General features: G+C 66.3%; 14 protein-coding genes. 7 read left to right on the top strand and 7 right to left on the bottom strand.

Annotated features, from left to right (window positions below; translation table 11 throughout):
• Positions 1-113 precede the first annotated feature (113 nt).
• The gene (locus tag AC1VV3_RS17235) at positions 114-2,231 is read right to left on the bottom strand and encodes a phosphocholine-specific phospholipase C (RefSeq protein ID WP_482963039.1); all 2,118 of its coding nucleotides are present in this window, start codon (positions 2,229-2,231) and stop codon (positions 114-116) included.
• A gap of 70 nt (positions 2,232-2,301) precedes the next feature.
• Entirely contained in the window at positions 2,302-4,650 is a 2,349-nt protein-coding gene (locus AC1VV3_RS17230) for a TonB-dependent receptor domain-containing protein (protein ID WP_482963038.1), read from the bottom strand.
• A 207-nt stretch (positions 4,651-4,857) separates the two neighbouring features.
• Here AC1VV3_RS17230 and AC1VV3_RS17225 point away from each other — a divergent pair, with 207 nt between their 5' ends.
• Positions 4,858-5,637: a DeoR/GlpR family DNA-binding transcription regulator gene (locus AC1VV3_RS17225; protein ID WP_482963037.1), complete on the top strand. Its 780-nt coding sequence runs from the start codon at positions 4,858-4,860 to the stop codon at positions 5,635-5,637.
• A gap of 11 nt (positions 5,638-5,648) precedes the next feature.
• Here the strand turns inward: AC1VV3_RS17225 and AC1VV3_RS17220 are convergent, their stop codons facing one another.
• From AC1VV3_RS17220 to AC1VV3_RS17210, 3 genes are read right to left on the bottom strand one after another with little or no spacing between them, the layout of a single operon-like run.
• Positions 5,649-6,656 carry an SMP-30/gluconolactonase/LRE family protein gene (locus AC1VV3_RS17220; RefSeq protein ID WP_482963036.1) on the bottom strand — a complete coding sequence of 336 codons (1,008 nt, stop codon included), beginning with the start codon at positions 6,654-6,656 and terminating at the stop codon, positions 5,649-5,651.
• On the bottom strand, positions 6,653-7,762 hold the full coding sequence (locus tag AC1VV3_RS17215; RefSeq protein ID WP_482963035.1) for a Gfo/Idh/MocA family protein: 1,110 nt from the start codon (positions 7,760-7,762) through the stop codon (positions 6,653-6,655). Before AC1VV3_RS17215 ends, AC1VV3_RS17220 begins: the two co-directional genes overlap by 4 nt.
• A 46-nt stretch (positions 7,763-7,808) precedes the next feature.
• Positions 7,809-8,075: a helix-turn-helix domain-containing protein gene (locus tag AC1VV3_RS17210; RefSeq protein WP_132265502.1), complete on the bottom strand. Its 267-nt coding sequence runs from the start codon at positions 8,073-8,075 to the stop codon at positions 7,809-7,811.
• Positions 8,076-8,409: 334 nt separating this feature from the next.
• On the opposite strand from AC1VV3_RS17210, the gene AC1VV3_RS17205 reads away from it, so the two are divergent.
• Together AC1VV3_RS17205 and AC1VV3_RS17200 are read left to right on the top strand one after the other, a co-directional pair.
• Positions 8,410-9,756 (top strand): GntP family permease, encoded by a 1,347-nt coding sequence (locus tag AC1VV3_RS17205; protein WP_482963034.1) that lies wholly within the window; start codon positions 8,410-8,412, stop codon positions 9,754-9,756.
• Positions 9,757-9,832: 76 nt separating this feature from the next.
• Entirely contained in the window at positions 9,833-10,510 is a 678-nt protein-coding gene (locus tag AC1VV3_RS17200; protein WP_132265500.1) for a FadR/GntR family transcriptional regulator, read from the top strand.
• A gap of 89 nt (positions 10,511-10,599) precedes the next feature.
• On the opposite strand, the gene AC1VV3_RS17195 is transcribed toward AC1VV3_RS17200, so the two are convergent.
• Positions 10,600-11,085 carry a gluconokinase gene (locus tag AC1VV3_RS17195; protein ID WP_314466179.1) on the bottom strand — a complete coding sequence of 162 codons (486 nt, stop codon included), beginning with the start codon at positions 11,083-11,085 and terminating at the stop codon, positions 10,600-10,602.
• Between the two features lie 212 nt (positions 11,086-11,297).
• Between AC1VV3_RS17195 and AC1VV3_RS17190 the strand changes: the two genes are divergently transcribed.
• From AC1VV3_RS17190 to AC1VV3_RS17175, 4 genes are all read left to right on the top strand, one after another.
• Complete coding sequence (locus AC1VV3_RS17190; RefSeq protein ID WP_482963033.1) at positions 11,298-14,345, top strand: glycosyl hydrolase family 28-related protein; 3,048 nt, start codon at positions 11,298-11,300, stop codon at positions 14,343-14,345.
• 141 nt (positions 14,346-14,486) lie between these two features.
• Positions 14,487-17,477 carry a TonB-dependent receptor plug domain-containing protein gene (locus AC1VV3_RS17185; protein ID WP_482963032.1) on the top strand — a complete coding sequence of 997 codons (2,991 nt, stop codon included), beginning with the start codon at positions 14,487-14,489 and terminating at the stop codon, positions 17,475-17,477.
• Between the two features lie 73 nt (positions 17,478-17,550).
• Entirely contained in the window at positions 17,551-20,598 is a 3,048-nt protein-coding gene (locus tag AC1VV3_RS17180; RefSeq protein ID WP_482963031.1) for a glycosyl hydrolase family 28-related protein, read from the top strand.
• Positions 20,595-21,359, top strand: coding sequence for a ThuA domain-containing protein (locus AC1VV3_RS17175; RefSeq protein WP_482963030.1), 765 nt, complete (start codon positions 20,595-20,597; stop codon positions 21,357-21,359). The genes AC1VV3_RS17180 and AC1VV3_RS17175 overlap by 4 nt, the downstream gene beginning before the upstream one ends.
• A 63-nt stretch (positions 21,360-21,422) precedes the next feature.
• On the opposite strand, the gene AC1VV3_RS17170 is transcribed toward AC1VV3_RS17175, so the two are convergent.
• Positions 21,423-23,042 (bottom strand): DUF5597 domain-containing protein, encoded by a 1,620-nt coding sequence (locus tag AC1VV3_RS17170; protein ID WP_482963028.1) that lies wholly within the window; start codon positions 23,040-23,042, stop codon positions 21,423-21,425.
• Between the last annotated feature and the right edge of the window lie 3 nt (positions 23,043-23,045).

Genomic DNA, 23,045 nt, shown 5'->3' with positions numbered 1-23,045 from the left:
CAATGGCGACGGCTGCCCCCATGCCTGCGCCGCACGTCACCACGGTGACATGCCGCAAGGTCTCTGCTGCCGAGAGGTGATGGACGCCGCGGCGGACGCGCTGTTCGAACGGCTTATTCCAAGGGCGTGAAGGGATCGCTGGTCGTCGCCTGGCCAACCTCATCGAGCCGTCCGGCAAGGCGGCGCTGCCAGAGGCTGCCCTGCGCGGCCGTGACGGTGACATCGTACCAGCCGCGCGTTTCGCGCAAGGACAGGCGGGCATGGCCGCCCTTCAGAACCGCTTCCTTGCGCTCTCCCTTCAGGCCGAGTGACAGGACCTGCAGACCGGCCGCTTTCGGCGCAGCGGACCGCAAGGACAGGCTCGCCCCGCCAAGCCGCCACGTCAGGTCCGGCAATGGATCGTCGCGGTGACCCACGAAGTGGCGGTGGAAACCGTTCGGCCCCAACACCCAGAGATCGTAGCCCCCCGATGCGCTCCAGCCCCAGCGACCGTCCAATGCCTGGCCAGCGCTCACGGTGTAGCGGCGAGGTGGAGCCGAAAGCGCGTGCCGATCGTAGACGTGGAAAACGGCGCCCGCACCCTCGGCCGAGAAGTGCAGGAGGATGCCGCTTTCGTCCAGCCGGTCGGACACTTCCAGCCGGTAGGGCAAGGCGCGCGAGGGCCTGAGACCCGGCTCCTGCCAAAGCATCTCGTCCGTGGGCGGCGCGACCGGATCGGGCTGGCGTCCCACGGCCGCGGCGCGCAGGGCGTCCGCACCGGGGTTCGGCAGGGGGCCGAACGGGTCCCGATCTGCCGCCGTAAAGTCGAAAGCGGAAGTCAGATCACCGCACACGGCACGGCGCCAGGGCGTAATGTTCGCCTCGTGAATGCCGAAGCGCGTCTCCAGGAAACGGATCACCGAAGTATGGTCGAACACTTGCGAGTTGACCCAGCCGCCACGGCTCCACGGCGAAACGACATACATCGGCACGCGCGGGCCGAGGCCATAAGGACGCCCCCGGAGTTCCGGCAGGTCGATCTTCGCCTCGCCGGGGGCGGAGCGCTCATGATATTCGCCGGCGAGGTCCACGCTGGAGGCGCCCAGCACTGTCCCGTCGGACAGACGCGAAGGCGGCGCGGGAGGCGGCGCATGGTCGAAGAACCCGTCGTTCTCGTCGAACATGACGAGCAGGACCGTGCGCGCCCAGACGCGTGGATTGGCGGTCAGGGCATCGAGTACCCGCGACGTATAGACCGCGCCCTGTGCCGGGCTGGAGGGACCGGGATGCTCGCTGCTGCGCGCGTCCGCAACGATCCAACTCACTTGCGGCAATTGGCCTGCCACCACGTCGGACCGCAGCCGGTCGAGCGCCTGGGTGGTGAGGGCCCGTTCTTTCAGGGCCGGATCGCCCTTGCCCCGGTGCGCCTCGCGATAGGCGCGGAAGCCGACCAGAGGATTGTCGGTGAAGTTGTCCGCCATGTCCTGATAGATGCGCCAGTCGATCCCCGCCGCCTGGAGGCGCTCGGGCACGGTGGTCCAGAGATAGTCGTCGGCCGCACCGCCCTTTTCCGGAAATTCATCGTGGGAATTGCCGATGGCAGGACCGCCCGCCCGCCCCTGCGGATCGTTGGTGCCGCTCCAGAGGAACAGGCGGTTGGTATTGGTGCCGGTCTGGATCGCGCAGTGATAGGCGTCACAGATGGTGAAGGTTTCCGCCAGCGCGAACTGGAAGGGAATGTCGGCGCGGCGATAGTGGCCCATGGCGCGCTGGTGCTTCGCCTCCGGCCAGTTGCCCATGCGGCCCTCGTTCCAGGCGGCTTGGGCATCCGGCCAGGTGTGCGGCGTGCTCTCCACCCGCATGAGATCGAATTCGCGCCGGGTGTCGAGATGGAAAGGCGCAACCATCCTTGCGCCGCCGGCGGCATGACGGTCCTGCTGCTGCCAGACCTTGCGTTCGCCGCCCATGCCCCTCGCAGTGCCCGTCGCCGTCCCCGGCCCTGCACCGGAATCCGGCGCGGCCAGCGGGATCGGCAGGCGGTCGGCAAAGCCGCGCACGCCGCGCAAGGTGCCAAAATAATGATCGAAGCTGCGGTTCTCCTGCATCAGGATCACCACATGCTCCACATCCGCGATCGTTCCGCTGCGCACGTCGGGCGCGATGGCCGCCGCGCGGGCGATGGACGCCGGAAGGCCTGCCAGCATGGCGGTTCCGGCTCCGGCAAGAAGCGATCGGCGGGAGAGATCGGCCATCGAGTATCCTCAGGGAGAACCGGGAGCATGGGGCTTTGCAGCTGCCACACTCCCGGTCTGCAATTTCAGTTCAGAAGTCGAACGTCAGCGATGCGGTTACCGTGCGCGGTGCGCCGAGGAAAGCCGCGCCGCCGCCGCCGCCGCCCAGATAGCGCTTGTCCGTGATGTTGGTCGCCTGGAGCGTCACCGCCATGCCGCGCAGCTTGTCCGAGAAGTTCGCAAGGTCCACCCCGATATAGCCGCCCAGCAGCGTGTAGGACTGCGCCACTTCGCCGCCCACGGTATCGATGAAGCGATCGCCGACGAACTTGGTCGAGAGACCGGCCTTGAAGAAGTCCCGCTTGTAGTCGGCCGAGAGCACCCACATGTTGCGCGGCGAGCTTTCGACCTGAACGCCCGGCGTGATGCCGACGTCCGCATCCTGCTCGGCATTGCCGGTGCCGATGTAGACGGCGTGGTTGTAGCTGTAGCTGCCCGAAAGCATCAGGCCCATCGGCAGGCGATAGGCCAGCGCCGCCTCCACGCCGCGGCTGCGCACGCCGCCGACGTTGAGATAGACGCTTTCCTGCTGCTCCAGATAGTCGATGCCGGTGACCAGGTTGGAAGAGATCGAGACGATGTGGTTGTCGAACTTGATGTCGTAAGCGGTGATCGAGGCCTGGACGCGCGGCGTGCTGTAGCGGGCGCCCACTTCGATGCTGTCGGCCGTTTCCGGCTTGATGCGATCGATCACTTCCTGCGATTCGCCCAGAACGCCGTTGCTGATGGCCGAGAAGTTCTGCGCATAACCCGCGAAGAATTCCAACCCGTCGATCGGCGCCTTCCAGGTCAGGCCCGCCGAGATCAGCGGATCGGAATGCGAGGTGATGCCGGTGCTGACCTGATCATCGAACAGCTCGGCCCGCGTCTGCTTCAGGAAGTACTGCTTGATGCCGAAAGCCGCCGTGAGGTTGCCGTAAGTCACGGCGTCCTGCGCGTAATAGACGAATTCGTTAGTGTCGTAGTCGGTGCTGAACTGGACCCAGTAGGGCGTCGTGTCATAGGCCAGGCCGAGCAGTGGGTTCTTTACACGGTGCCAGTCGCGAACCTGGTTGGCATTGACGTTCTCATACCAGGCGCCTGCGCGCAGGGTGTTGGTGACCGCGCCGAAATCATGGGTCCAATCGGCGTCAGCGGTGAAGCCGATGCGGTCGTTTTCGTAATGGGTGTGGCGGTAGGACATCGCGCCGGTGGCATCGGCGGCATAGCAGCTCGGCGAGTACTGGGCCGGGATGCCGGCCGTGCCGGTGCAACCCGCGATCATGGTCGCCGCAGCGCCGGTGGGCGTGAGGAAATAGACCTGGCCCAGCGCGCTGCCGCCGATCACGGTGGAGCCGCCCGCATATTCGCTCTCGGTCGCCCCGGCGCCATCTGCGGTCACATCCACGAGATAGGGCGGAAGCCAGTCACCCCGGCCGCGCATCCGGTGGTAGTAACCGGTCAGCGAGAGCTTCACTTCGCCCAGGTCGACCTTTCCGCGCAGATAGCCGAACAGGTTCTTGCGCAGTGCGCGCGAACCGGCGCGGTAATTCTGGTCGATATAGGGAATGCCGGTCCAGTTGTCGGTATAGACGTCGTGGTCGGGATCGGCCTCGAACTGCGCCAGCGAGACGGAGCCGAATTCGGATTCGTCGGCATCGTCGTAGGACAGGAAGCCGGTCAGATTGACGTTGGAGAGCGTGCTGGTGATCTTGGCGCTCAGGTGGTCGCGGCTGGTCTTGCCGGCGCCGCCGATCCAGTCGTGCGCCTTGGAGTGCGAGGCGCTGATATAGGCGCGGGTTTCGGGTGCGAACTCACCGGTATCGACGCGGGCATAGAACTTCTGCGCGCCATAATCGCCCGCTGCGCCCGAAAGGCGAACGCGGAAGTCGTTCTCGGGATCGGAGGTCACGTAGTTGAGCGTACCGCCGAGCGCTTCGTTGGAGCGCGAAGAAATGTCGGCGGTGCCCTGCGACACTTCTACCGTCCGCAAGTCCAGAACGTCGATGTAGCGGTTCGCCTTGGAGCCGCCGCCATAGCCCGAGCCGCCGTTGGGCAGGCCGTCGATGGTGGTTCCGATCTGCGTGAAGCCGCGGATGGAGATGGAAGTCGCCCAGTCCGACGAACCGAAAGCATCACCTTCCGAGACGAAGACGCCGGGAAGCTCGTTGATGACATCGTTCACGCTGGTCAATGCCGACTGGCGCTCGATCATCTCGGACGTTACGCGGGTATTGGCGAAGTGCACGGCCTCGCCGGTGACGACGATGTCCTCGTTCGACGCCGTGTCACCGCTGTCGGGCGCTTCCGCGGTCGGCGCTGCCGCCGCATCCTCGGCGTGCGCCTGCGTCGTTGCCGCAGCGATCGCGAGGATCGCCGTTCCGATCATCCATGTCTTCATTTCTGCTTCCCCTGAAGATGCGGCACCCTGGCCTCGGCCATTCAGCCGTTGACGGCGAGCTAAGCGCCTCCGATTACAGGTCTGTGACATTTTGTGGCTTTGCTGGATTAAATCCACATAGACCGACATAATACGGGCAAGAACCCACTTGCCCTCACAAGCACAAACAAGCATGGTCGGCAGGCACGTTCGTCAGGGGGAAACTGCATGATACAGGCCGACCGCATTTCCGCGATCCTGGCCGCGTTGGACGAGCGAGGGTCCTGTTCGATCTCCGAGCTGGCCCTGCGCTTCGAGGTCTCCGAGGAGACGATCCGCCGCGACGTGCGGCAGCTTGAGGCGAACGGCTCGGTGATCAAGGTGCATGGCGGCGTCACCCTGCCCGCGCCGCGACTGGAAGCGCCCTATCGCAAACGCCTTCGCGAGCAGCTTGAGGCCAAGCGCTCGATCGCCCGCCACGCCGCGGGCCTGGTGCAGGACGGGATGACGGTGTTCATCGATTCCGGCACCACTTCCTTCTGGGTGGCGCAGGAACTGGGGCATCGGAAAGGGCTCACCCTGGTGACCAACAGCGTCGAAGTGGCGGCGGACGTGCTGGGCCGTTCCGACCACCGCGTCTTCCTGGCGGGCGGCATGCTCAATGCCGACTACCGCGCGGCTTTCGATGCCGACGCGGTCCGCATGGTCCGCGGTTTCCTGCCGGACATCGCCATCTTCTCCATGGGCGCCATCGACGCGCACCATGGCTTTCTCGATTTCGATCCGGACGAAGCCGCGTTCAAGCGGGCCCTTCTGGACCGCGCGCGGCGCATCGTCGTCGTGGCCGACCACGCCAAGTTCTCACGGGTGGGCACCGTCCATGTCGCGGACTTCGGCCAGATCCATGACCTGGTGACGGACCTGCCGCCCCCGCCGCCGCTCATCGACGCTGCAAGAGACGGCGGGACGGCGATCCACCTCAGCAAACCGGCCCATCAGGGAGACTGACGGCGCGGCGCTCAGGAACTGCGCAGCGGAATCACGGCCAGGCTGTCGGAAGAGGTAAGGAACAGGACCTTGCCGCCCTTCCCTATCGCGCAATTGGCGATCGCCTTGCCCGTCTCGATCACGCCGAGCAGCCGCGCGTCAGCCGTGCAGACGTGGACGCCGCCCGGCCCTGTCGCGAAGACGTGCCCGGAGGCGCCGACCTTGATCCCGTCGGGCAGGCCCGGCCGGCCGGCATCATGCTGCGCGCGCATGTCGAGGAACTGGCGGCTTTCACCGGTCATTCCGTCCGCGCCGAGTGGATAGGCCAGCACTTCGGGACGGGTCTCGTCCGACAGCGACAGATAGAGTGTGCGCTCATCCGGCGAGAGCGCGACGCCATTGGGGCGGCGATGGCTGCGATCCAGCAGGTCCACCCGGCCGTCCGGCGACAGACGATATAACCCGCACCACGCCACTTCGCGCAGCGGCGAATCGTCGCCTTCCGCCAGGCCATAGGTCGGGTCGGTGAAATAGATCGCGCCGGACCTGGCGACGCAAAGATCGTTGGGGCTGTTGAAACGCTTGCCGTCGAAACGGTCGGCCAGCGTTTCCCGCTGGCGCGTGGCGAGGTCGATCCGCACGATCGCCCGCGAGCCGCTGTCCGCCGCAATCAACCGCCCGCGCGCATCCAGCGCCAGGCCGTTGAGCCCCGGCTCCCGGATCGCGGCAGGCACCGGCGTCTGCAGTCCCGAAGGACGCAGGAATATCTCGACGCCCTTTGCGGCCGTCCAGCGGTGGACGGTATTGCTCGGCGGATCGCCGAAGAGCAGGCAGTTGCTGCCGGGAACCCAGACCGGGCCTTCCGCCCAGCGAAATCCTTCGGCAAGACGCGTCACCGAAGCGCCGGGCGCGACGATCCTGTCGAGCGCCGGATCGAGACGGCGCACGGTGCCGATCGCCGGCGCCTTGGCCTCGGCGCTCACCGCGTCGAGCAGCGGCACGGCGGCGAGGCCGGCCAGCATCATGCGGCGATCGATCATGCCTTCAGCTCGACGATGCGGCGCTCCGCCGCCGATCGATAGATCGCCTCTATTATACGCATGTCCGCAAGTCCTTCTTCGCCCGCGACGATGGGGGCGCCGCCGGTCAGCACGCATTCGGCGAGGTGATCGAGCTGCCCGGCGAACTGGTTGCGCGCGGGCGGCGGCAGCGTCCTCGGTGCAGTGACACCGTCCTTGCGGATCGTCATCGCCTGTCCGGTGTAAGGCGTGGCCGGCTCCATCGCGATCCACCCCTGGGTGCCATGCACGCGGTAGGCATTGTGCGAAGAACTGTAGCTGGAGATGCAGTTCGCCTGCACGCCCGATGGGAAGCGGAGCACGAAGCTGACGCGGTCCTCCACGGTGCGGAAACGCGGATCGGCGCGGTCGGTCGATTCCACCGCGCTCACTTCCACCGGCTCCTCGCCGGTGAGGTAGCGGGCGGCGTTGAGGCTGTAGATGCCGATGTCCATCATCGACCCGCCACCGGAAAGCGCCTTGTCCAGCCGCCATTGATCGGGCTGAATGGGAAAGCCGTGCTCCGCCGTGACGAGCCGCGTCGGACCGACATGACCGCCCCGCGCCAATTCGATCGCCAGGCGGTTGTAGGGTTCGAACCGCGAGCGATAGCCGATCATCAGCTTCTTCCCGGCCTTGCGACAGGCCGCGATCATCGCCTGGCATTCCGCCACCGAGGTGGCCATGGGCTTTTCGCAAAGGACATGCTTGCCCGCCTGAGCGGCGCGGATGGTGTATTCGGCATGGAGACTATTGGGCAGGACCACATAGACCGCGTCGATATCCGGGTTGTCGCGGATGCGGTCGAACTCGGCATAGTTGTAGCGATGCGTCCTGGGGATGCCGTATTGCGCGCCGTACTTCTCCAGCTTGGACGGCGTGCCGCTGACCAGCGCAACCAGCCGCGACTGTTCGCAATTGGCGAAGTTCGGCAGGATCTGCCGGGTGGCGTAGTAGCCCAGGCCGACGACGGCATAGCCGATCTTGCGCGGCGCCGCGAAGGCCTGAGCAGAAAACCCCGGAGCGACTCCCGCCGCCGCCAGTCCCGCGCCCATTCCCAGAACCTCGCGCCGCGAACCTGTCGTCATCGTCCTGTCCCCACGTTGCCGTTCCTGCCCCACGACGGATGCGCGATCACGCGCGCGCCAGACGTCCCGCCGCGATGGCGACCTGCGTTCGGTTGCGCACGTTCAGCTTGCGCATGAGCGCCGTCATGTGGACCTTCACCGTCGCCTCGGCCATGCCGAGTTCATAGGCGATCTGTTTGTTCAAAAGTCCCGAACGCACGCAGCGCAGGACTTTGAGCTGGGTCGGCGTGAAATGGAGCGGTTCGGCCGGAGCCTCCCGCGCGGCAACATCCTGACTGACGGGAACCGTGCACAGATCTGCAACCAGGTGCATCTCTTTCTCTCCCCTAAATGACTCGGTTCTTGAGGTACCGCGCATGCCCGCTGAGAGCCTGCCGCACCGGAGTTCGTTGAGCCTAGTGATAATGGAATCAGTCTGACAGGTTCAAGAGAAATCTTACCTCTCACACTAAATTGTCTAGAATATGCCGATCTTCCAGCTATAACCTGTCCAACAGGTTTGGGTGGTATTGCCAACCCGATCACAAAGCAAAGACTAGGGAGAGGCGAGGGATGACCCTGTCATTTCGTCGAGCGCGGGCGTGTGGCCCATGGAAGAATGTCCGGTTCCCCGCAGCAGCATCGACCGCATCGGAATCGCAGGCATCATGACGCCGGAAGACATCAGGCTCGTCCTGTCCGCCATCGTCGGCATCGCGCTGTCGATTGCGCTCATCGTCCGCGGGCGACTGCATCCTTTCGTGGGACTGCTGTGCGGCGCCTTCACCGTCGGCGTGCTGGCCGGCATACCGCTGGATGAAACGGCAAAGGCCGTTGAGAAGGGCGCCGGCTCGATCCTGGGTGGCACCGGCCTGGTGGTCGCCCTGGGTCTCGGGCTTGGCGCCATGCTGCAACTGTCGAACGGCGCGGCCGGGCTGGCGCGAGCCGCGCTCGGCGTGTCGGGCGTCAAGGGCGCGCCCTGGGTCAGCCTCTTCACCGCACTGCTGATCGGGCTGCCGCTGTTCTTCGAGACAGGACTGGTGCTGCTGCTGCCGATCGTCGCCTCTGCCGCGGCGGCACTGCCCAAGGGCCAGGACGATGACGCTTCCAAGCTGCGGCTGATGCTGCCGGCACTGGCGGGTCTCTCGGTCGTCCACGCCCTCGTGCCGCCGCACCCCGGACCGCTGCTCGCCGTGAATGCCCTTGGCGCCAACCTCGGCCTCACCCTGGCTTACGGCCTGCTGGTGGGCATTCCCACTGCGATCATCGCCGGCCCGGTGCTCGCCCGCTTTACCGCGCCCGGCGTCAAACTCAGCCCGCCGCTGCTCGCGCCCGAGACGATCGACGTGGCGACGCCCTCGGTCGGCCGCACCCTCACCGCGGTCCTGCTGCCGGTGGTGCTGATCGCCGCGGGACAGGCCGTCGCCATCGCTCCGCCAGCGGTCGCCGCGAAGCTGGCCTGGCTCGGCTGGGTGAGCGATCCCGTCATCGCCCTGCTCATCGCCAATCTCGTTGCCCTGCCCCTGCTGTTCGGAGGCCGCCTCGGCGAGCGCCGCATTCAGGACGCGATCTGGCTGGAGGCCATGGCGCCCGCGGGCGGCATCCTCCTGGCCATCGGCGCCGGCGGTGCGCTCAAGCAGGTCCTCGTCACCGCCGGTCTTTCGGACATGCTGGTGCGTCTGGCGGGCGGCGGGGCGATCTCGCCCTTGCTGCTGGCCTGGGGCGTCTCGGTCTGCATCCGCCTGGCCACCGGCTCGGCCACCGTGGCGACGATCACCACGGCCGGCGTCATGGAAGGACTGGTCGCCAGCTCGGGCGTAGAGCCCGAATGGATGGTACTGGCCATCGGCGCGGGCTCGCTGTTCTTCTCGCACGTCAACGATCCGGGCTTCTGGCTGGTGAAGAGCTACCTCGGCACGGACATGCCCGGAACGTTCCGCACATGGTCGATCATGGAAACCGTGGTCGCCGTGGTCGGACTGCTGCTGGTGCTTGCGGCCAGCAGCATCATCTAACAAAGGACCATCCCGATAACCGGCCCGCACTCGCGGGCCGCTGACTGCAAACGATGATGGACAAACAGGAAACTCGATGAACCAGACGCGGCTTTCCGATCAGGCCTATGCGGGCATCGTCGAGATCATCAAGTCCAGGAACCTCGGGGTCGGCTCACGCCTGCCGTCCGAGGCGGGCCTGGCAGAGATGTTCGGCGTATCGCGCGCCATCGTGCGCGAGGCGCTGGTGCGGCTGGCCTCGGACGGCATCACCGAGGCGCGGCGCGGGGCAGGCTCTTTCGTCAAGAGCCGCCCTTCCGAGCGCCTCGCCGCCTTCATGCCGATGGCAGAGCTTCCCGCCACCCTGGGCAGCTACGAAGTACGGTTCGTTCTGGAAGCGGAGGCCGCCCGCCTGGCCGCGACCCGGCGTACATCGGTGGAAATGGTCCACGTCGAGGACGGCATGGAATTGCTGCGCAGCGCCCTGCTGTCCAACGCGCCCGCCCATGCCGAAGACATGGAACTGCACCGCCGCATCGCCGCCGCCACCGGGAACCCGGCGTTTCTGGTTGCTTTCGATGCGCTCTGGTCCGATGTCGAGAAGATCATGCGCGCCGGCGTGGACATCTCCCGTTCGCGCCCGCCCGAAGTGATCGCCACCATGCTGCGCGAACACGAAGTCATCGTCGAGGCCATTCGCGCGCAGGACGCCGAAGGGGCCGCCCTGGCGATGCGCTGGCACCTCTGGGAGGGGCGCCGCCGCCTGATGCCCTGAACCTGAGAAAGGCCCCGCAGGCCTTGCCAGTCGGCGTGGGGCCGTGTGCCGCCAGGCGGCGTGGAGGCTTGCGCCGAAGGCCGGGAGGTTCAGCCGCCGCGAAGCATGCGAAGCACGGAATCGCGCAGGATTTCCGGCGGCTGTTCGCTGGGAAGCACCACGGCCTGCTCGCGGTCCAGCGGCGCTTCGAGCGTGGCGAGCTGGCTGTCCAGCAGGCTGGCAGGCATGTAATGCCCCGGCCGGTTCTCCAGCCGCGTGAAGAGATCGTCGCGGCTCGCTTCCAGCAGCACGAAGCGGGCGCCCGCCTCGATGGCCGCACGCAAGCGGTCGCGGTAGACCAGACGCAAGGCCGAGCATGCGACGATCACCCGGCCATTCTCGCAAACCGCCTCGTCCGCCGCCCGGCCCAGGCGATCGAGCCAGGGCCAGCGGTCTTCGTCGGTCAGGGCATGTCCGGCGCGCATCTTCGCCACCGCTTCGGGCGAGTGATAGGCATCGCCTTCCAGAAAGGCGCAATCGAGCGCCTCGGCCAGCAATGCGCCGAGCGTGGACTTGCCACAACCGCTGACGCCCATGACGATGATCGCGCCGCGAGGAAAGGCGCTTCCTGAGGATTTTGGCAAAACGGGGTCCTTGCAGCCCGGGCGATGCCGCAAAGCGCACCGCGATGATGGGCGACCTATAGAAGCGCGGCGACCGACCTGGGAACTACGACCTTTGTCGCAAGTGCCAAGTCCGCCCTTCCGCATTAGCAACAGGCGAAGATAAACCGACAGGGAGGCGGGAAATGATCGGACGCGGCGGAATAACGGCAGCCTTGCTGGCGGCCAGCGCGCTCGTTCCCGCGGGCGGCGCGGCCGCTGCCGTTCCTGAGAGCGGGCCTTCCGTATTTCCTGTCGCCCCGGCCGAACCGCGCGCGGTGACCGTGAAAGCCGCCGGAGACGGCCGCACCGATGACACGGCCGCCATCCAGCAGGCCTTCGACAAGGCGCGCGACGCCAGCGGACACGGCATCGTTTTCCTGCCTTCCGGCCGCTACCGGATCACCCGCACGCTGGTGGTTCCGGCAGGAGTGCGGGTCTACGGCGTCGGGCAGGAGCGCCCCACCATCTTCCTGGCCCCGCGCACCCCCGGCTTCCAGAAAGGCGTATCGACCATGATCGTCTTCGCCGGAGACGATCAATACGCGGTCGGCCAGGTGCCCGTCCCCGTGCCCACCGTGGTTCCGCGCGACAAGACCGTGCGCGACGCCAATTCCGGCACGTTCTATTCGGCCATGAGCAATCTTGATATCGAGATCGGCGAAGGCAACCAGGCCGCCGCCGGGGTGCGCTTCCGCATGGCGCAGCACGCCTTCCTCAGCCACATGGACTTCCGCCTCGGGTCGGCCTTCGCGGGCGTCTACCAAGCCGGCAACGTGATCGAGAACGTGCGCTTCCACGGCGGCCGCTACGGCATCGTTACCGAGAAGACCTCTCCTGCCTGGCAATTCACGCTGATCGATTCCAGCTTCGACGGCCAGCGCGATGCCGCCATCCGCGAACACGAAGTTGGCCTCACCATGGTCAATGTTCTGATCCGCAACACGCCGGTGGGAATCGAGGTCGACCGCGGCTACGGCGATTCGCTCTGGGGCAAGGACGTCCGGTTCGAGAATGTCAGCCGCGCGGGCGTGGTCATCTCAAACGAGAACAACGTCTTCACCCAGATCGGCTTCGAGAATGCCCTTGCCAGCGGCACGCCGGTCTTCGCCCGTTTCCGGGACAGCGGCCGGTCGGTCGCCGGCAAGGGCAAGGCCTACAAGGTCTCCGACTTTTCCTATGGCCTCGCCGTGCCCTCGCTCGGAAGCGACGGCGATTACGCGACGAAGGCGGATATGGAGGCCCTCCCCGCCCTGCCCGCCGCGCGCAAGCCTGCGATCCGCGACTTGCCCCCGATGTCGGAATGGGTCGACGTGCACAGCCTGGGCGTCATGGGCGATGGCCGCACCGACGATACTGCCGCCCTCCAGCGCGCCATCGACACCAATCGTGTGCTCTACCTTCCGGCCGGGTTCTACAAGGTCACCAACCGCCTGACCCTGCGGCCGGACAGCGTGCTCATCGGGCTTCATCCGGCGCTGACCCAGCTCTACATTCCGGACGGCAATCCGGCCCATGCCGGGCTCGGCGCAGTCCTCCCGATCCTCGAAAGCCCGCGCGGCGGAGACAACGTGCTCTCCGGGATCGGCCTGTTCACCGGCCGTATCAACCCGCGCGCGAGCGCCCTGCTCTGGCGCTCAGGCGAGAACAGCCTTGTCGAGGACGTGAAGATCATGGGCGGCGGCGGCACGCCCACGGCCGATGGCAAGCCCCTTGGCTCGCTCGTCGCACGCAGCGGCGATCCGGTTGCCGATGGACGCTGGGATGCTCAGTACCCCAGCATCTGGGTGACGGACGGCGGCGGCGGCACTTTCGCTGACGTGTGGAGCCCGAATACGTTCGCGCAGGCGGGCTTCATGGTGACGAACACCAGCACCCCCGGCCACGTCTACGAGATGTCGGTCGAGCATCACGCCCGCAACGAGATCGTGCTCGACAAAGTGGAGAACTGGGAGTTCCTGGCGCCCCAGACCGAGCAGGAAGTGGGCGACGGGCCGAACGCCGTCTCGCTGGAAATCCGCAACTCGCGCAATCTCCTCTTCGCCAACTACCACGCCTACCGCGTGACGCGCAGCTACCACCCGGCCCGCAGCGCCGCCAAGCTGTTCAACTCGGGCGAGATCCGTTTCCGCAACGTCCACGTCAATGCCGAAAGCGGCTACGCGACCTGCGACGACGAAGGCTGCGGCACCTTCCTGCGCGCCAGCAAGTATCCCTTCGACAATGCGATCGAAGATGTGTCCAGCGGAAGCCTGGTGCGCGAGCGCGAATTCGCCAGCCTCGACATCGGCGCGCCGGGCAAGGCTGCCGGTACGCCCGCGCAGCCTTCCGCGATCCCCGTGGAAAAGCTGGCGGAAGGGTTCTGGTCGATCTCGGGCGCGGCCGCGGATGCCAGGGGTTCGCTCTATTTCATCGACCGCCGCTTCCAGCGCATCCATCGCTGGACTGCGAACAAAGGCCTCGAAGTGGTGCGCGACAACGCGCTCGACCCCGTAAACCTGGCTGTCGATGCCTCGGGCCAGTTGCTGGTCCTGTCCTCGCTCGGCCCGAAGGGGGGCGTCTACGCCTTCGATCCCGATGGCCCGAAAGACGCGATGACCGTGATCGCGCCTACGCCGGTACGCGGAAAATCCGCGGCCCGCACGTTGCTCCCCGTCAACTGGTGGATCAATGGCGAATTCCGCGACCAGATCGATCCGAAGACCTACCAGTTCACCACCCTGGCCGAGATGTTCGCGCAGGATGCCGGGTCCGCCAAGGCCATGGAATATGTCTCGCCCGACGGCAGCCTGGCGCTGCCGGCCTTCCGCGTGTGGCAGCAGGGGCCGGAAGACCACGTCGGCTGGCGTTGGTCGCACAGCCTCGATGCCAACGGCCTGATCGGCGGTAAGCCGGGCGAGCGCGTCTTCGTCACCAACGGTTCGCAGAACATGACTTACAGCGCCACGATCGGCAGCGGCGGCGCTCTGCAGGGCCTCAAGCCCTTCGCCGGTCGCGGCGGCGAGAGCGTGGCGGTAGACCGGCAGGGCCGCGTCTTCGTCGCGAACGGGCAAGTCTACATCTATACGCCGGATGGCAAGGAACAGGCGCGCATCGACGTGCCGGACCGGCCGCTCCAGATCCTGTTCGGCGGAGCGGACGGCGGCACGCTGTTCATCCTGACACACCACGCACTTTACGCCGCACGGCCATGAACGAGGCGGCCATGAACGGAACAGGCATGAACGGAACAGGCATGAAAGCCGATCGGCCCGAACATGGTCTGCAAAATGCGTCATCAGAAAAAGGGAGGGTCGTCTTGGGAGAGACGGCCCGGAAGTAAAAGGGGAAGGACGATGAAAATGAGGACAGCAATCCATCGACAGCGCGCCGGGGCCAGCCTCGTTGCGCTCGTCGCCGTAGCCCTCGCCGGCACGGCGCAGGCCCAGGAACAGACGCAGGACGCGCCGGAAACGGCCGCACAGGCTCCTGCTCAGACCACGCCCACAGGCGCCGCAACGCCGGACCGTCAGGCCGCGGAGATCGTCGTCACCGGCTCGCGCATCACCACCAGCGGGTTCAACGCGCCGACGCCCACGACCGTCATCGGCGAAGAACAGATCACCGCCAACGCCCAGCCGAACATCTTTACCACGATCGCGCAGTTGCCCTCGCTCCAGGGTTCAACCGGCGCGTCTACGGGCACCTTCAGCACGTCGAGCGGCCAGCAGGGCCTCAGCTCGTTCTCGCTGCGCGGCCTGCAGCCGATCCGCACGCTGACCCTGCTTGACGGGCAGCGCGTCGTCGGCGCGAACGTGACCGGCGTGCCCGATATCAGCATGTTCCCTCAGCTTCTCGTCAAGCGCGTGGACGTGGTGACAGGCGGCGCCTCCGCTTCCTATGGCTCCGACGCGGTCGGCGGCGTCGTCAACTTCATCACCGACACCCGGTTCGAAGGCTTCAAGGGCAACATCCTTGGCAGCATCACCAAGTACGGCGACGATGAGACCGCGCTCGTCCAGGCGGCATGGGGCAAGTCGTTCCTCGACGACCGCCTCCATGTGGTGGTCAGCGGCGAGTACGACCACGAAGGCGGCGTCGGCGCCGGAGACTTCGGCACCGACCTTGCGGGCAGCCGCGACTGGTATCGCGCGACCACGCTGATGAACACCGGCCAGACCAACAACGGCCTGCCGCAGTTCAACTATCGCGACTTTGCGCAGCCCTACCAATATGCCCGCTACGGCCTCATCAACAACGGCCCTCTCCAGGGCATCGCCTTCGATGCCAACGGCACGCCCTACAACTTCAACTACGGATCGAACGGCCAGCCGCTCGGCAATGGCCAGGTCAGCAACTGCTATCGCGGCAACAGCTTCTGCGAAGGCGGCGATCTTTCCGGGGCACCGGGCTCGGGCGCCTCGCTCAAGTCCGCGCTGGAGCGCATCAACGGCTATGGCCGCATCGGCTATGACTTCGCCGAGAACAACGAGGCCTACGTCACCGTCAACATCGCCCAGGTGAAGACCCACAATCAGCCCAGCCCCGGCTACAACCGTCCTTCGCTGACGGTGCAATGCGCCAATCCGTTCCTGCCGCAGCTGGTGCGCGATCGCTGCACCGCCGCGGGTATCACGAGCTTCGGATTTGGCACCAGCAACGGCTCGTTCCCCGATCCGCGCGTCGATACCAACCGCAAGCAGTACCGCTTCGTCGGCGGTCTCAAGGGCGCGTTCGACGCGGTGGGAACCTCGTGGAACTATGACGCCTACTATGAGCACGGCATCACCATCTCGGACATCAGGGTTCGCGACATCGTGCTGCAGAACCGCTACGTGGCGGCGACCAATGCGACCACGCTGAACGGCGCCATCGTCTGCGCCGATCCGGTGGCGCGCGCCAACGGGTGCCAGCCGATCAACATCTTCGGCAACTTCGCGCCTTCCGACGCCGCGCTCGCCTATGTCGCCCCGCACGAGAACGGGCCGTTCCAGCACACCAAGCTGACCCAGGACGTCCTCAGCGCGAACTTTTCCGGCAATCCCTTCGATTCCTGGGCAGGCCCGGTCTCGGTGGCCTTCGGCGGCGAATACCGACGCGAGTTCTACCGCGTGAATGCCGACCCCTATGGCGCGGGCGTCTCCGACATCAGCCCCAACAGCGCCGACTATCCGGCCGATCCGCTGCTCAACTCCACGCTCGGCAGCAACTGGGCGGCAGGCAACTACAAGAACGGCAGCGGCAAGTACGACGTCTACGAAGGCTACGTCGAAGTCGACCTGCCCCTGCTCAACAGCGAATCGATCGGCCGCGCCAACCTCAACGGCGCAGCGCGTGCCACGCATTACAGCACTTCCGGCACCGTCTGGACCTGGAAAGTCGGCGGCACCTGGGACACCCCGCTCGACGGCATCCGCCTGCGCGCGGTCACCTCGCGCGACGTGCGCGCGCCGAACCTCTCCGAACTTTTCGCCGCGCCGACGGTCACCACGGTACCGAACTTCAACGACCCGTTCCGCAACCAGGCGGTACAGATCTTCCAGAACACCATCGGCAATCCCAACCTGAAGCCGGAAGTGGCGCGCAACACCGAACTGGGCATCGTGCTGTCGCGCCCCTCGTGGCTGCCGGGCCTCAGCCTCTCGTTCGACTACTACCGCATCAAGCTCGACGGCGTGGTCTCCACCCTGTCGGCCGACCAGATCGTGCGCTTCTGCTTCGAGGGTAATCAGGCCTTCTGCGGCGGCTTCCAGCTGGATGGGCCGCAGGGCACCAACTTCGTCAACGTCCAGCCGTTCAACCTCGCCTCCTGGAAGACCAGCGGTTTCGATATCGAGGCCAGCTACCAGTGGCAGCAGCCGCTGGGCCTGCCCGGCAGCTTCACCGTCCGCGCGCTGGCCACGCATATCCAGAAGTTCATCGTCAGCGCCGGCATCGCCGGGGTCGATCCGGTCGACCAGGCGGGCAACAACGCAGGTGCCACGCCCGACTGGAAGTGGCTGGCGGTGCAGACCTACGACAGCGACCGCTTCAGCCTGACCCTGCAGGAACGCTGGATCAGCGACGGCACGTTCGGCAACCAGTACGTCGTGTGCCAGTCGTCCTGCCCGGTTTCGACCGGCAACCATCCGACCATCGACTACAACACCATGAAGGGCGCCTTCTACGTGGACGTCGGCGCGACGATCAAGTTCGGCGACAACCTGCAACTCTACGGCAAGATCGACAACCTGTTCGACAAGGACCCCGTCGCCTCGCCGCAGACCAACACCGGGCTCGACGTGAACCCGGCCCTCTACGACACCCTGGGGCGGATCTACCGCGCCGGCATCCGCTTCAATTTCTGAAGCTTTCGTCGTCCCGGGTCGCCCCCGGGACGACGACAGGATACACGTGCCTTGAAACCCGGAGAGAATTGACATGAAACGTGGACCGATCGGCGCCTCGACGGCCCTGCTGTCCTCCCTTGTAGCGATCCAGCCCGCCTACGCCTCGCCCTCGGTCTACACCGCTGCTCCCGATGAACCCGGTGCCTTCACCGTATCCGGCAAGGCCGATGGCCGCGCCGATGATACGGCCGCAATCCAGCAGGCCATCGACGCCGCCGCCGAGAAGGGCGGCGGCGGCATCGTGTTCTTGCCCGCCGGCACCTACCGCATCAGCCGCACCATCTTCCTCTGGCCCGGCGTGCGCATCTTCGGCATCGGCGAAAAGCGGCCGACGATCGTGCTCGGTCCGCGCACGCCCGGCTTCCAGAAGGGCGTCGGCCACATGGTGATGTTTGCTGGAGGACGCCGCGAGCGGGACCCCAAGGATGCTCGCCCCGTCGCCTTCGCGCCGCCCGGCAGCGTGCCCTTCAACAAGGACATCCCGGACGCCAACCCCGGCACGTTCTACTCCGCGCTCGGCAATATCGACTTCCGCATCATGGACGGCAATCCGGCCGCCACCGCCATCCGCTTCCACTCCGCCCAGCACAGCTTCGTCAGCCATGTCGATTTCGACATCGGCTCCGGCCTCGCGGGGCTCTATCACGTCGCCAACGAGGCCGAAGACCTGCACTTCCGCGGCGGCCGCTACGGCATCCTGGCGGAGAAGCCCTCCCCCGCCTGGCCCTTCGCCCTGGTGGACGCCACCTTCGAAGGCCAGCGCGATGCGGCGATCCGCGAGCACGAAGCAGGGCTGACCCTGCTCAACGTCTCCATCCGCGACACGCCGGTGGGCATCGAGATCGACCGCGGCTACGGCGACTGGCTCTGGGGCCAGGATGTCCGCTTCGAGAATGTCTCCAAGGCCGGCGTGCTCATTTCCAACGAGAACAACGTCTATACCCAGATCGGCTTCCAGAACGCGGTGGCCACGCATACCCCGGTCTTCGCGCGCTTCCGCGAAAGCGGAAAGACGGTCGCGGGCAAGGGAGAGACCTACAAGGTTTCCTCATTCACTCACGGGCTGACGCTGCCGGCGTTCGGGCAGATGGGCGCCTATCGCACCCAAGTCGATGCCGAGCCGCTCTCCGCCCTGCCCGCGCCGTCCGCCCCCGCCATCCGCGCCCTGCCGCCGGTCTCCGACTGGGTGAACGCCCGCAGTCTCGGTGCGAAGGGAGACAATCAGAGCGACGACACCGCCGCGCTTCAGAAGGCCATCGACACGCACCGCGTGGTCTACCTGCCTTCCGGCTTCTACAAGGTTAGCGACACCCTGCGGCTGCGGCCCGATACCGTGCTGCTGGGCCTTCATCCCAGCCTGACGCAGATCGTCCTGCCGGACGGATCTCCCGGCTACGCGGGCGTCGGCGCGCCGAAGGCGCTGGTGGAGAGCGCCTCGGGCGGAGACGCCATCGTCGCCGGCATCGGCCTCAATGCCAATGGCAACAACCCGCGCGCCGCCGCCCTGCTGTGGAAGGCGGGGGCACGCTCGATGGTGAACGACGTGAAGTTCCAGGGCGGCCACGGCACCAACCGCTTCGACGGCACGCGAATGGATCCCTACAACAACAACGCGACGGCCGATCCCGATGCCGCGCGCCGCTGGGACGGCCAGTACGCCAGCCTCTGGGTGACCCAGGGCGGAGGCGGTACTTTCGCCAATATCTGGAGCCCCAGCACTTTCGCGCACCCCGGCATCCTGATTTCCGACACGACCACGCCCGGCCGCCTGATCCAGGCCTCGGTGGAGCACCACGTCCGCACCGAGATCGGCCTCAACCGCGTCTCGAACTGGGAACTGCTGGCTCCGCAGACCGAAGGCGAGGCCGGCGAAAGCGGCGATGCAGTGGCGCTGGAAATCCGCAACTCCAGCAATATCCTGGTCGCCAATCTCCATGCCTACCGCGTCACCCGCACGCGCAAGGCGGCGCCGGCCGCCATCACGCTCTACAATTCGCAGGACATCCGTTTCCGCAACGTCCACGTCAATGCCGAGAGCGGCGTCGGGACTTGCGACGAGAACGGCTGCGCCACGTTCCTTCGCCTCACCAAGTTCCCCTTCGAGAATGCCTTGCGCGACGTGACGCATGGGCTGGACGTGCGCGAACGAGAATTCGCGGTGCTGGACGTCAAGGCCGCCCCCCAGCCCGTCGCACCCGTCACGTTCGAAGGCGCCCGCATCGAGAAACTGGCAGACGGATTCCACTCCGTCGGCGGAGGCGCCGTGGACGCGCAAGGCAAGCTCTACTTCATCGACCGCCAGTTCCAGCGGATCTGGAGCTGGTCGGACAGCGGCAAGCTGGAAATCGTGCGCGATGCCGCGCTCGATCCGGTGAACCTGACGGTTGACCGTTCGGGCAACCTGCTTGTGCTGTCCTCGTTCGGGCGCAACGGCACCGTCTACAGCCTCAAGCCGGGTTCGCCCGACACCGAGCTGACAGTGATCGCGCCCCGACCGGCGGGCAAGTCGGGCAATGCTGCAACGGTGCTGCCGGTCAACTGGTGGATCAACGGCGAGTTCAAGGATCAGATCAACCCGAAGACTTACGCTTTCACCACGCTTGCCGAGATGTTCACGCGCAACATGGCGCTGCCCAAGGCCGAGGAATATGCCTCGCCCGATGGCAGCGTGGTCCTTCCCGCCTCGCGCGTGTTCGCCCAGGGGCCGGCCGATCACCGCGGCCTGCGCTTCTCGGACTCGCTGGACAGCTACGGCTTCATCCAGGGCAAGCCCGGCGCGCGCGTGTTCCTGACCAACGCCTCGGAAAACCGCACGTATAGCGGCGTGGTCGGCGCGGAAGGCGCCGTCACCGGCCTCAAGCCCTTTGCCGAGCGCGGCGGAGAAGGCGTTGCCAGCGATGCGCAGGGCCGGGTCTACGTGGCCAATGGGCAAGTCTTCGTCTACTCGCCAGAGGGGCAGGAGGTTGGACGGATCGACGTGCCCGAGCGGCCGCTGCAACTGGTGTTCGGCGGCGAGGACGGCAAGACGCTCTACATCCTGACGCACCACGCCCTCTATGCCGCGCGGACCGGCCGGTGACGCGCCTGATCCGGGCGCTGCTGCTCCTGCTCGCGCTCGCCTGCCCGGCGAGCGCATGGGCAGAAGCGCAGTACCGGCTGCTCGTCCTCGCGATCCCGAACAAGTACCATTACGAGTATATCCCGATCGCGCGTGATAGCCTGGAGCATCTTGCCCGGCTTCACGATTTCGACCTGACGTACACCAACGATCCCAAAGTCTTCGAAGGCGACCTGCAGCGCTATGCCGCGGTCATGTTCCTCAACACCCCGGGCGAGGAACTGAACCCGGCCCAGCGCCTGAACTTCGAAAGCTACATGCGCGGCGGCGGCAACGCCATCATCGTCCACCGCGCGCTCATCATGCCGCCGGGGAACTGGCCCTGGTATGAGAAACTGGTCGGCCGCAGCTTCGTCAATCATCCGATGCTGCAGACGGGCGTTGTCACCGCCGCCGATCCCGGATTCCCGGCAACCTTCGGCCTGCCTTCGCGCTGGATATGGAGCGATGAATACTATGTGCTGACCAATCCGCACGGGATCAGGATCGAGCCGGTGCTGCGTGTCGACGAAACGAGCTACGACCCCACCCGCATCTGGCCGGGACAAGTCGCGAAACCGATGGGGGACCACCCTGTCGCCTGGTATCACCGTTACGAAAAGGGCCGCGTCTTCGTCACCACGCTGGGCCATAACGGGGAGGCCTACCGCGAGCCGCAATACCTCGCGCACCTGATGGGCGGGATCTACTGGGCCGCCACCGGGCTGGGCCAGCAACGCTGAGAACGCGCTTCCGCGGGGACGCGAAGTCCCCGCTCTTACCCAGGGTTTAGCGCAGGCGCCTTCTTACCTGTAGCGCCCCATCGTGACCTTCAGCCACACGGGCCGCGCAGTGAGATTGATGCCGTAATCGGTCTGGTCCCCGTTCCACACCCGGTCCGTGACCCATTCGTCCTTGGCGAAGTGCCCTTCCTCGATCCTGAGGACCATGCCGTTCGGCGGGCTGCCCGTTGCCGGTGCAAACGACACTCGGGCGTGATCGCCCGTCAGCAGGAACGTATCGGCCGAAAGCTGCGCGACGGCGATGCCGCCAACCGGCTCCGAGGCCCAGGCCGGAAGGTCGGCATCGGGGAACCATTCGCGCTGGCCGAACTGCCACTGGCCGAAGCTGGCCGTGATCTGCCAGTTGCCCATGGTCGTCTCCTGCGCCGCGCCGTCATCGGGCTTGGCGGCACCCCAGGTCGGATGCTCGAAGGCGATCTTCGCCCAGGGCCGCATCGCCTCCGACAGCACGCGGTACTTCGCGGCATAGGCGTCCAGCGTGGCCTCGTCGAAGCTCTTGGCGCCGAGCGGGAAGTTGAAATAGTCGCTGCCGTCCATGCCGAACGGCGAGAACCCGATCGCACCGCGCCCCAGCGCCGGCCAGAAGTACCGGGCATATTCGCGCGCATTGCCGATTTCCGGCACCATCAGCGCGTTGTCCGGCCGGGTGTAGAGATCGAGGTGCTTCAGGACATTGCGGCTCTTGCGGTCATAGATGTCCGGCGCCGCGAAATCGAGCGAAGGCGCCGCCGCTTTCCAGATGTCGAGAACATCGCCCTGCGGCCCGCCGCTGGCGACGCTTTGCGGGTCCGGCTCCTTGAACGGATCGGCCAGTGCGGCGTTGACGTACATCGGCAGCGGCTTGATCGCCTTGCCCGCCGCCGCCAGTTCCTCGATATAGCGCGCCGTGAACCAGGTGTTGAAGGCCCGGTCCGCCTTGTCGCCGAAGACCTGGCTCCAGGTGCCCGAGCGGCCGCTGAGCCGCCGCGTCAGTGCCTGCGGCACGGCGCCTGCAAACAGCTTCTGCGCCGCTGCCCCGTAATCGCGGGGATTGCGGTAGCTTCCGACCTCGTTCTCGGGCTGGACCATGACGATGGTGTTCTGCGGATCGTGGTCCCGCACATAAGTCATGAGCGCCAGGAAGGCCCGCTTGTCCGCGCGCAGCGTTTCCGCGCTGTGCGGCGTCAGGACATCGTGGTCGCTGCCATCCGGCTTCTTCATCCGCGGGAAGCGCCGATTGTCCACCTTTACCCAGTCGGGCGTATAGGCGAGGCCCGTGTTCTTCCAGGCACCGAACCACAGCAGGACCACGCGCTTGTCATGGCTGCGCGCCTGGTCGAGCAGGGCCTGGACGAAGCTGAAATCGAACTGCCCCTCGCGCGGCTCCAGTTGCTGCCAGGCGACGGGAACTTCCACCGTGTTCGCGCCGATCCGGTCCAGCACCGGCCAGGCGGTCTGCAGCGGCTTGGGATAATTGGAGCTGTTGTTGACCTGCCCCGCCAGCATCAGGAACGGCGCCCCGTCGACGATCAGGGCATGGCGCCCCTGGCGCGTCTCGATATGCGGGACCTCGCCCTGGGCCAGTGCCGGGGCAGCCACGACAGAGAGCATGGCGCTGGCCAGCAGGATTGCAGAAGATCGCATCGT

The organism is Novosphingobium sp. BL-S-34 (genome assembly GCF_056857015.1).
The sequence above is the reverse complement of the archived record's forward strand: the minus strand, read 5'-3'. Positions and strand labels throughout refer to the sequence as shown.

Excerpts from the sequence above, each read along its gene's own strand:
- AC1VV3_RS17210 (WP_132265502.1), bottom strand. The coding sequence starts at position 8,075 with ATGCACCTGGTTGCAGATCTGTGCACGGTTCCCGTCAGTCAGGATGTT.
- AC1VV3_RS17200 (WP_132265500.1), top strand. The coding sequence starts at position 9,833 with ATGAACCAGACGCGGCTTTCCGATCAGGCCTATGCGGGCATCGTCGAG.
- AC1VV3_RS17205 (WP_482963034.1), top strand. The coding sequence starts at position 8,410 with ATGACGCCGGAAGACATCAGGCTCGTCCTGTCCGCCATCGTCGGCATC.
- AC1VV3_RS17170 (WP_482963028.1), bottom strand. The coding sequence starts at position 23,042 with ATGCGATCTTCTGCAATCCTGCTGGCCAGCGCCATGCTCTCTGTCGTG.
- AC1VV3_RS17215 (WP_482963035.1), bottom strand. The coding sequence starts at position 7,762 with ATGACGACAGGTTCGCGGCGCGAGGTTCTGGGAATGGGCGCGGGACTG.
- AC1VV3_RS17180 (WP_482963031.1), top strand. The coding sequence starts at position 17,551 with ATGAAACGTGGACCGATCGGCGCCTCGACGGCCCTGCTGTCCTCCCTT.
- AC1VV3_RS17195 (WP_314466179.1), bottom strand. The coding sequence starts at position 11,085 with ATGGGCGTCAGCGGTTGTGGCAAGTCCACGCTCGGCGCATTGCTGGCC.
- AC1VV3_RS17220 (WP_482963036.1), bottom strand. The coding sequence starts at position 6,656 with ATGATCGATCGCCGCATGATGCTGGCCGGCCTCGCCGCCGTGCCGCTG.
- AC1VV3_RS17235 (WP_482963039.1), bottom strand. The coding sequence starts at position 2,231 with ATGGCCGATCTCTCCCGCCGATCGCTTCTTGCCGGAGCCGGAACCGCC.
- AC1VV3_RS17185 (WP_482963032.1), top strand. The coding sequence starts at position 14,487 with ATGAAAATGAGGACAGCAATCCATCGACAGCGCGCCGGGGCCAGCCTC.
- AC1VV3_RS17225 (WP_482963037.1), top strand. The coding sequence starts at position 4,858 with ATGATACAGGCCGACCGCATTTCCGCGATCCTGGCCGCGTTGGACGAG.
- AC1VV3_RS17190 (WP_482963033.1), top strand. The coding sequence starts at position 11,298 with ATGATCGGACGCGGCGGAATAACGGCAGCCTTGCTGGCGGCCAGCGCG.
- AC1VV3_RS17230 (WP_482963038.1), bottom strand. The coding sequence starts at position 4,650 with ATGAAGACATGGATGATCGGAACGGCGATCCTCGCGATCGCTGCGGCA.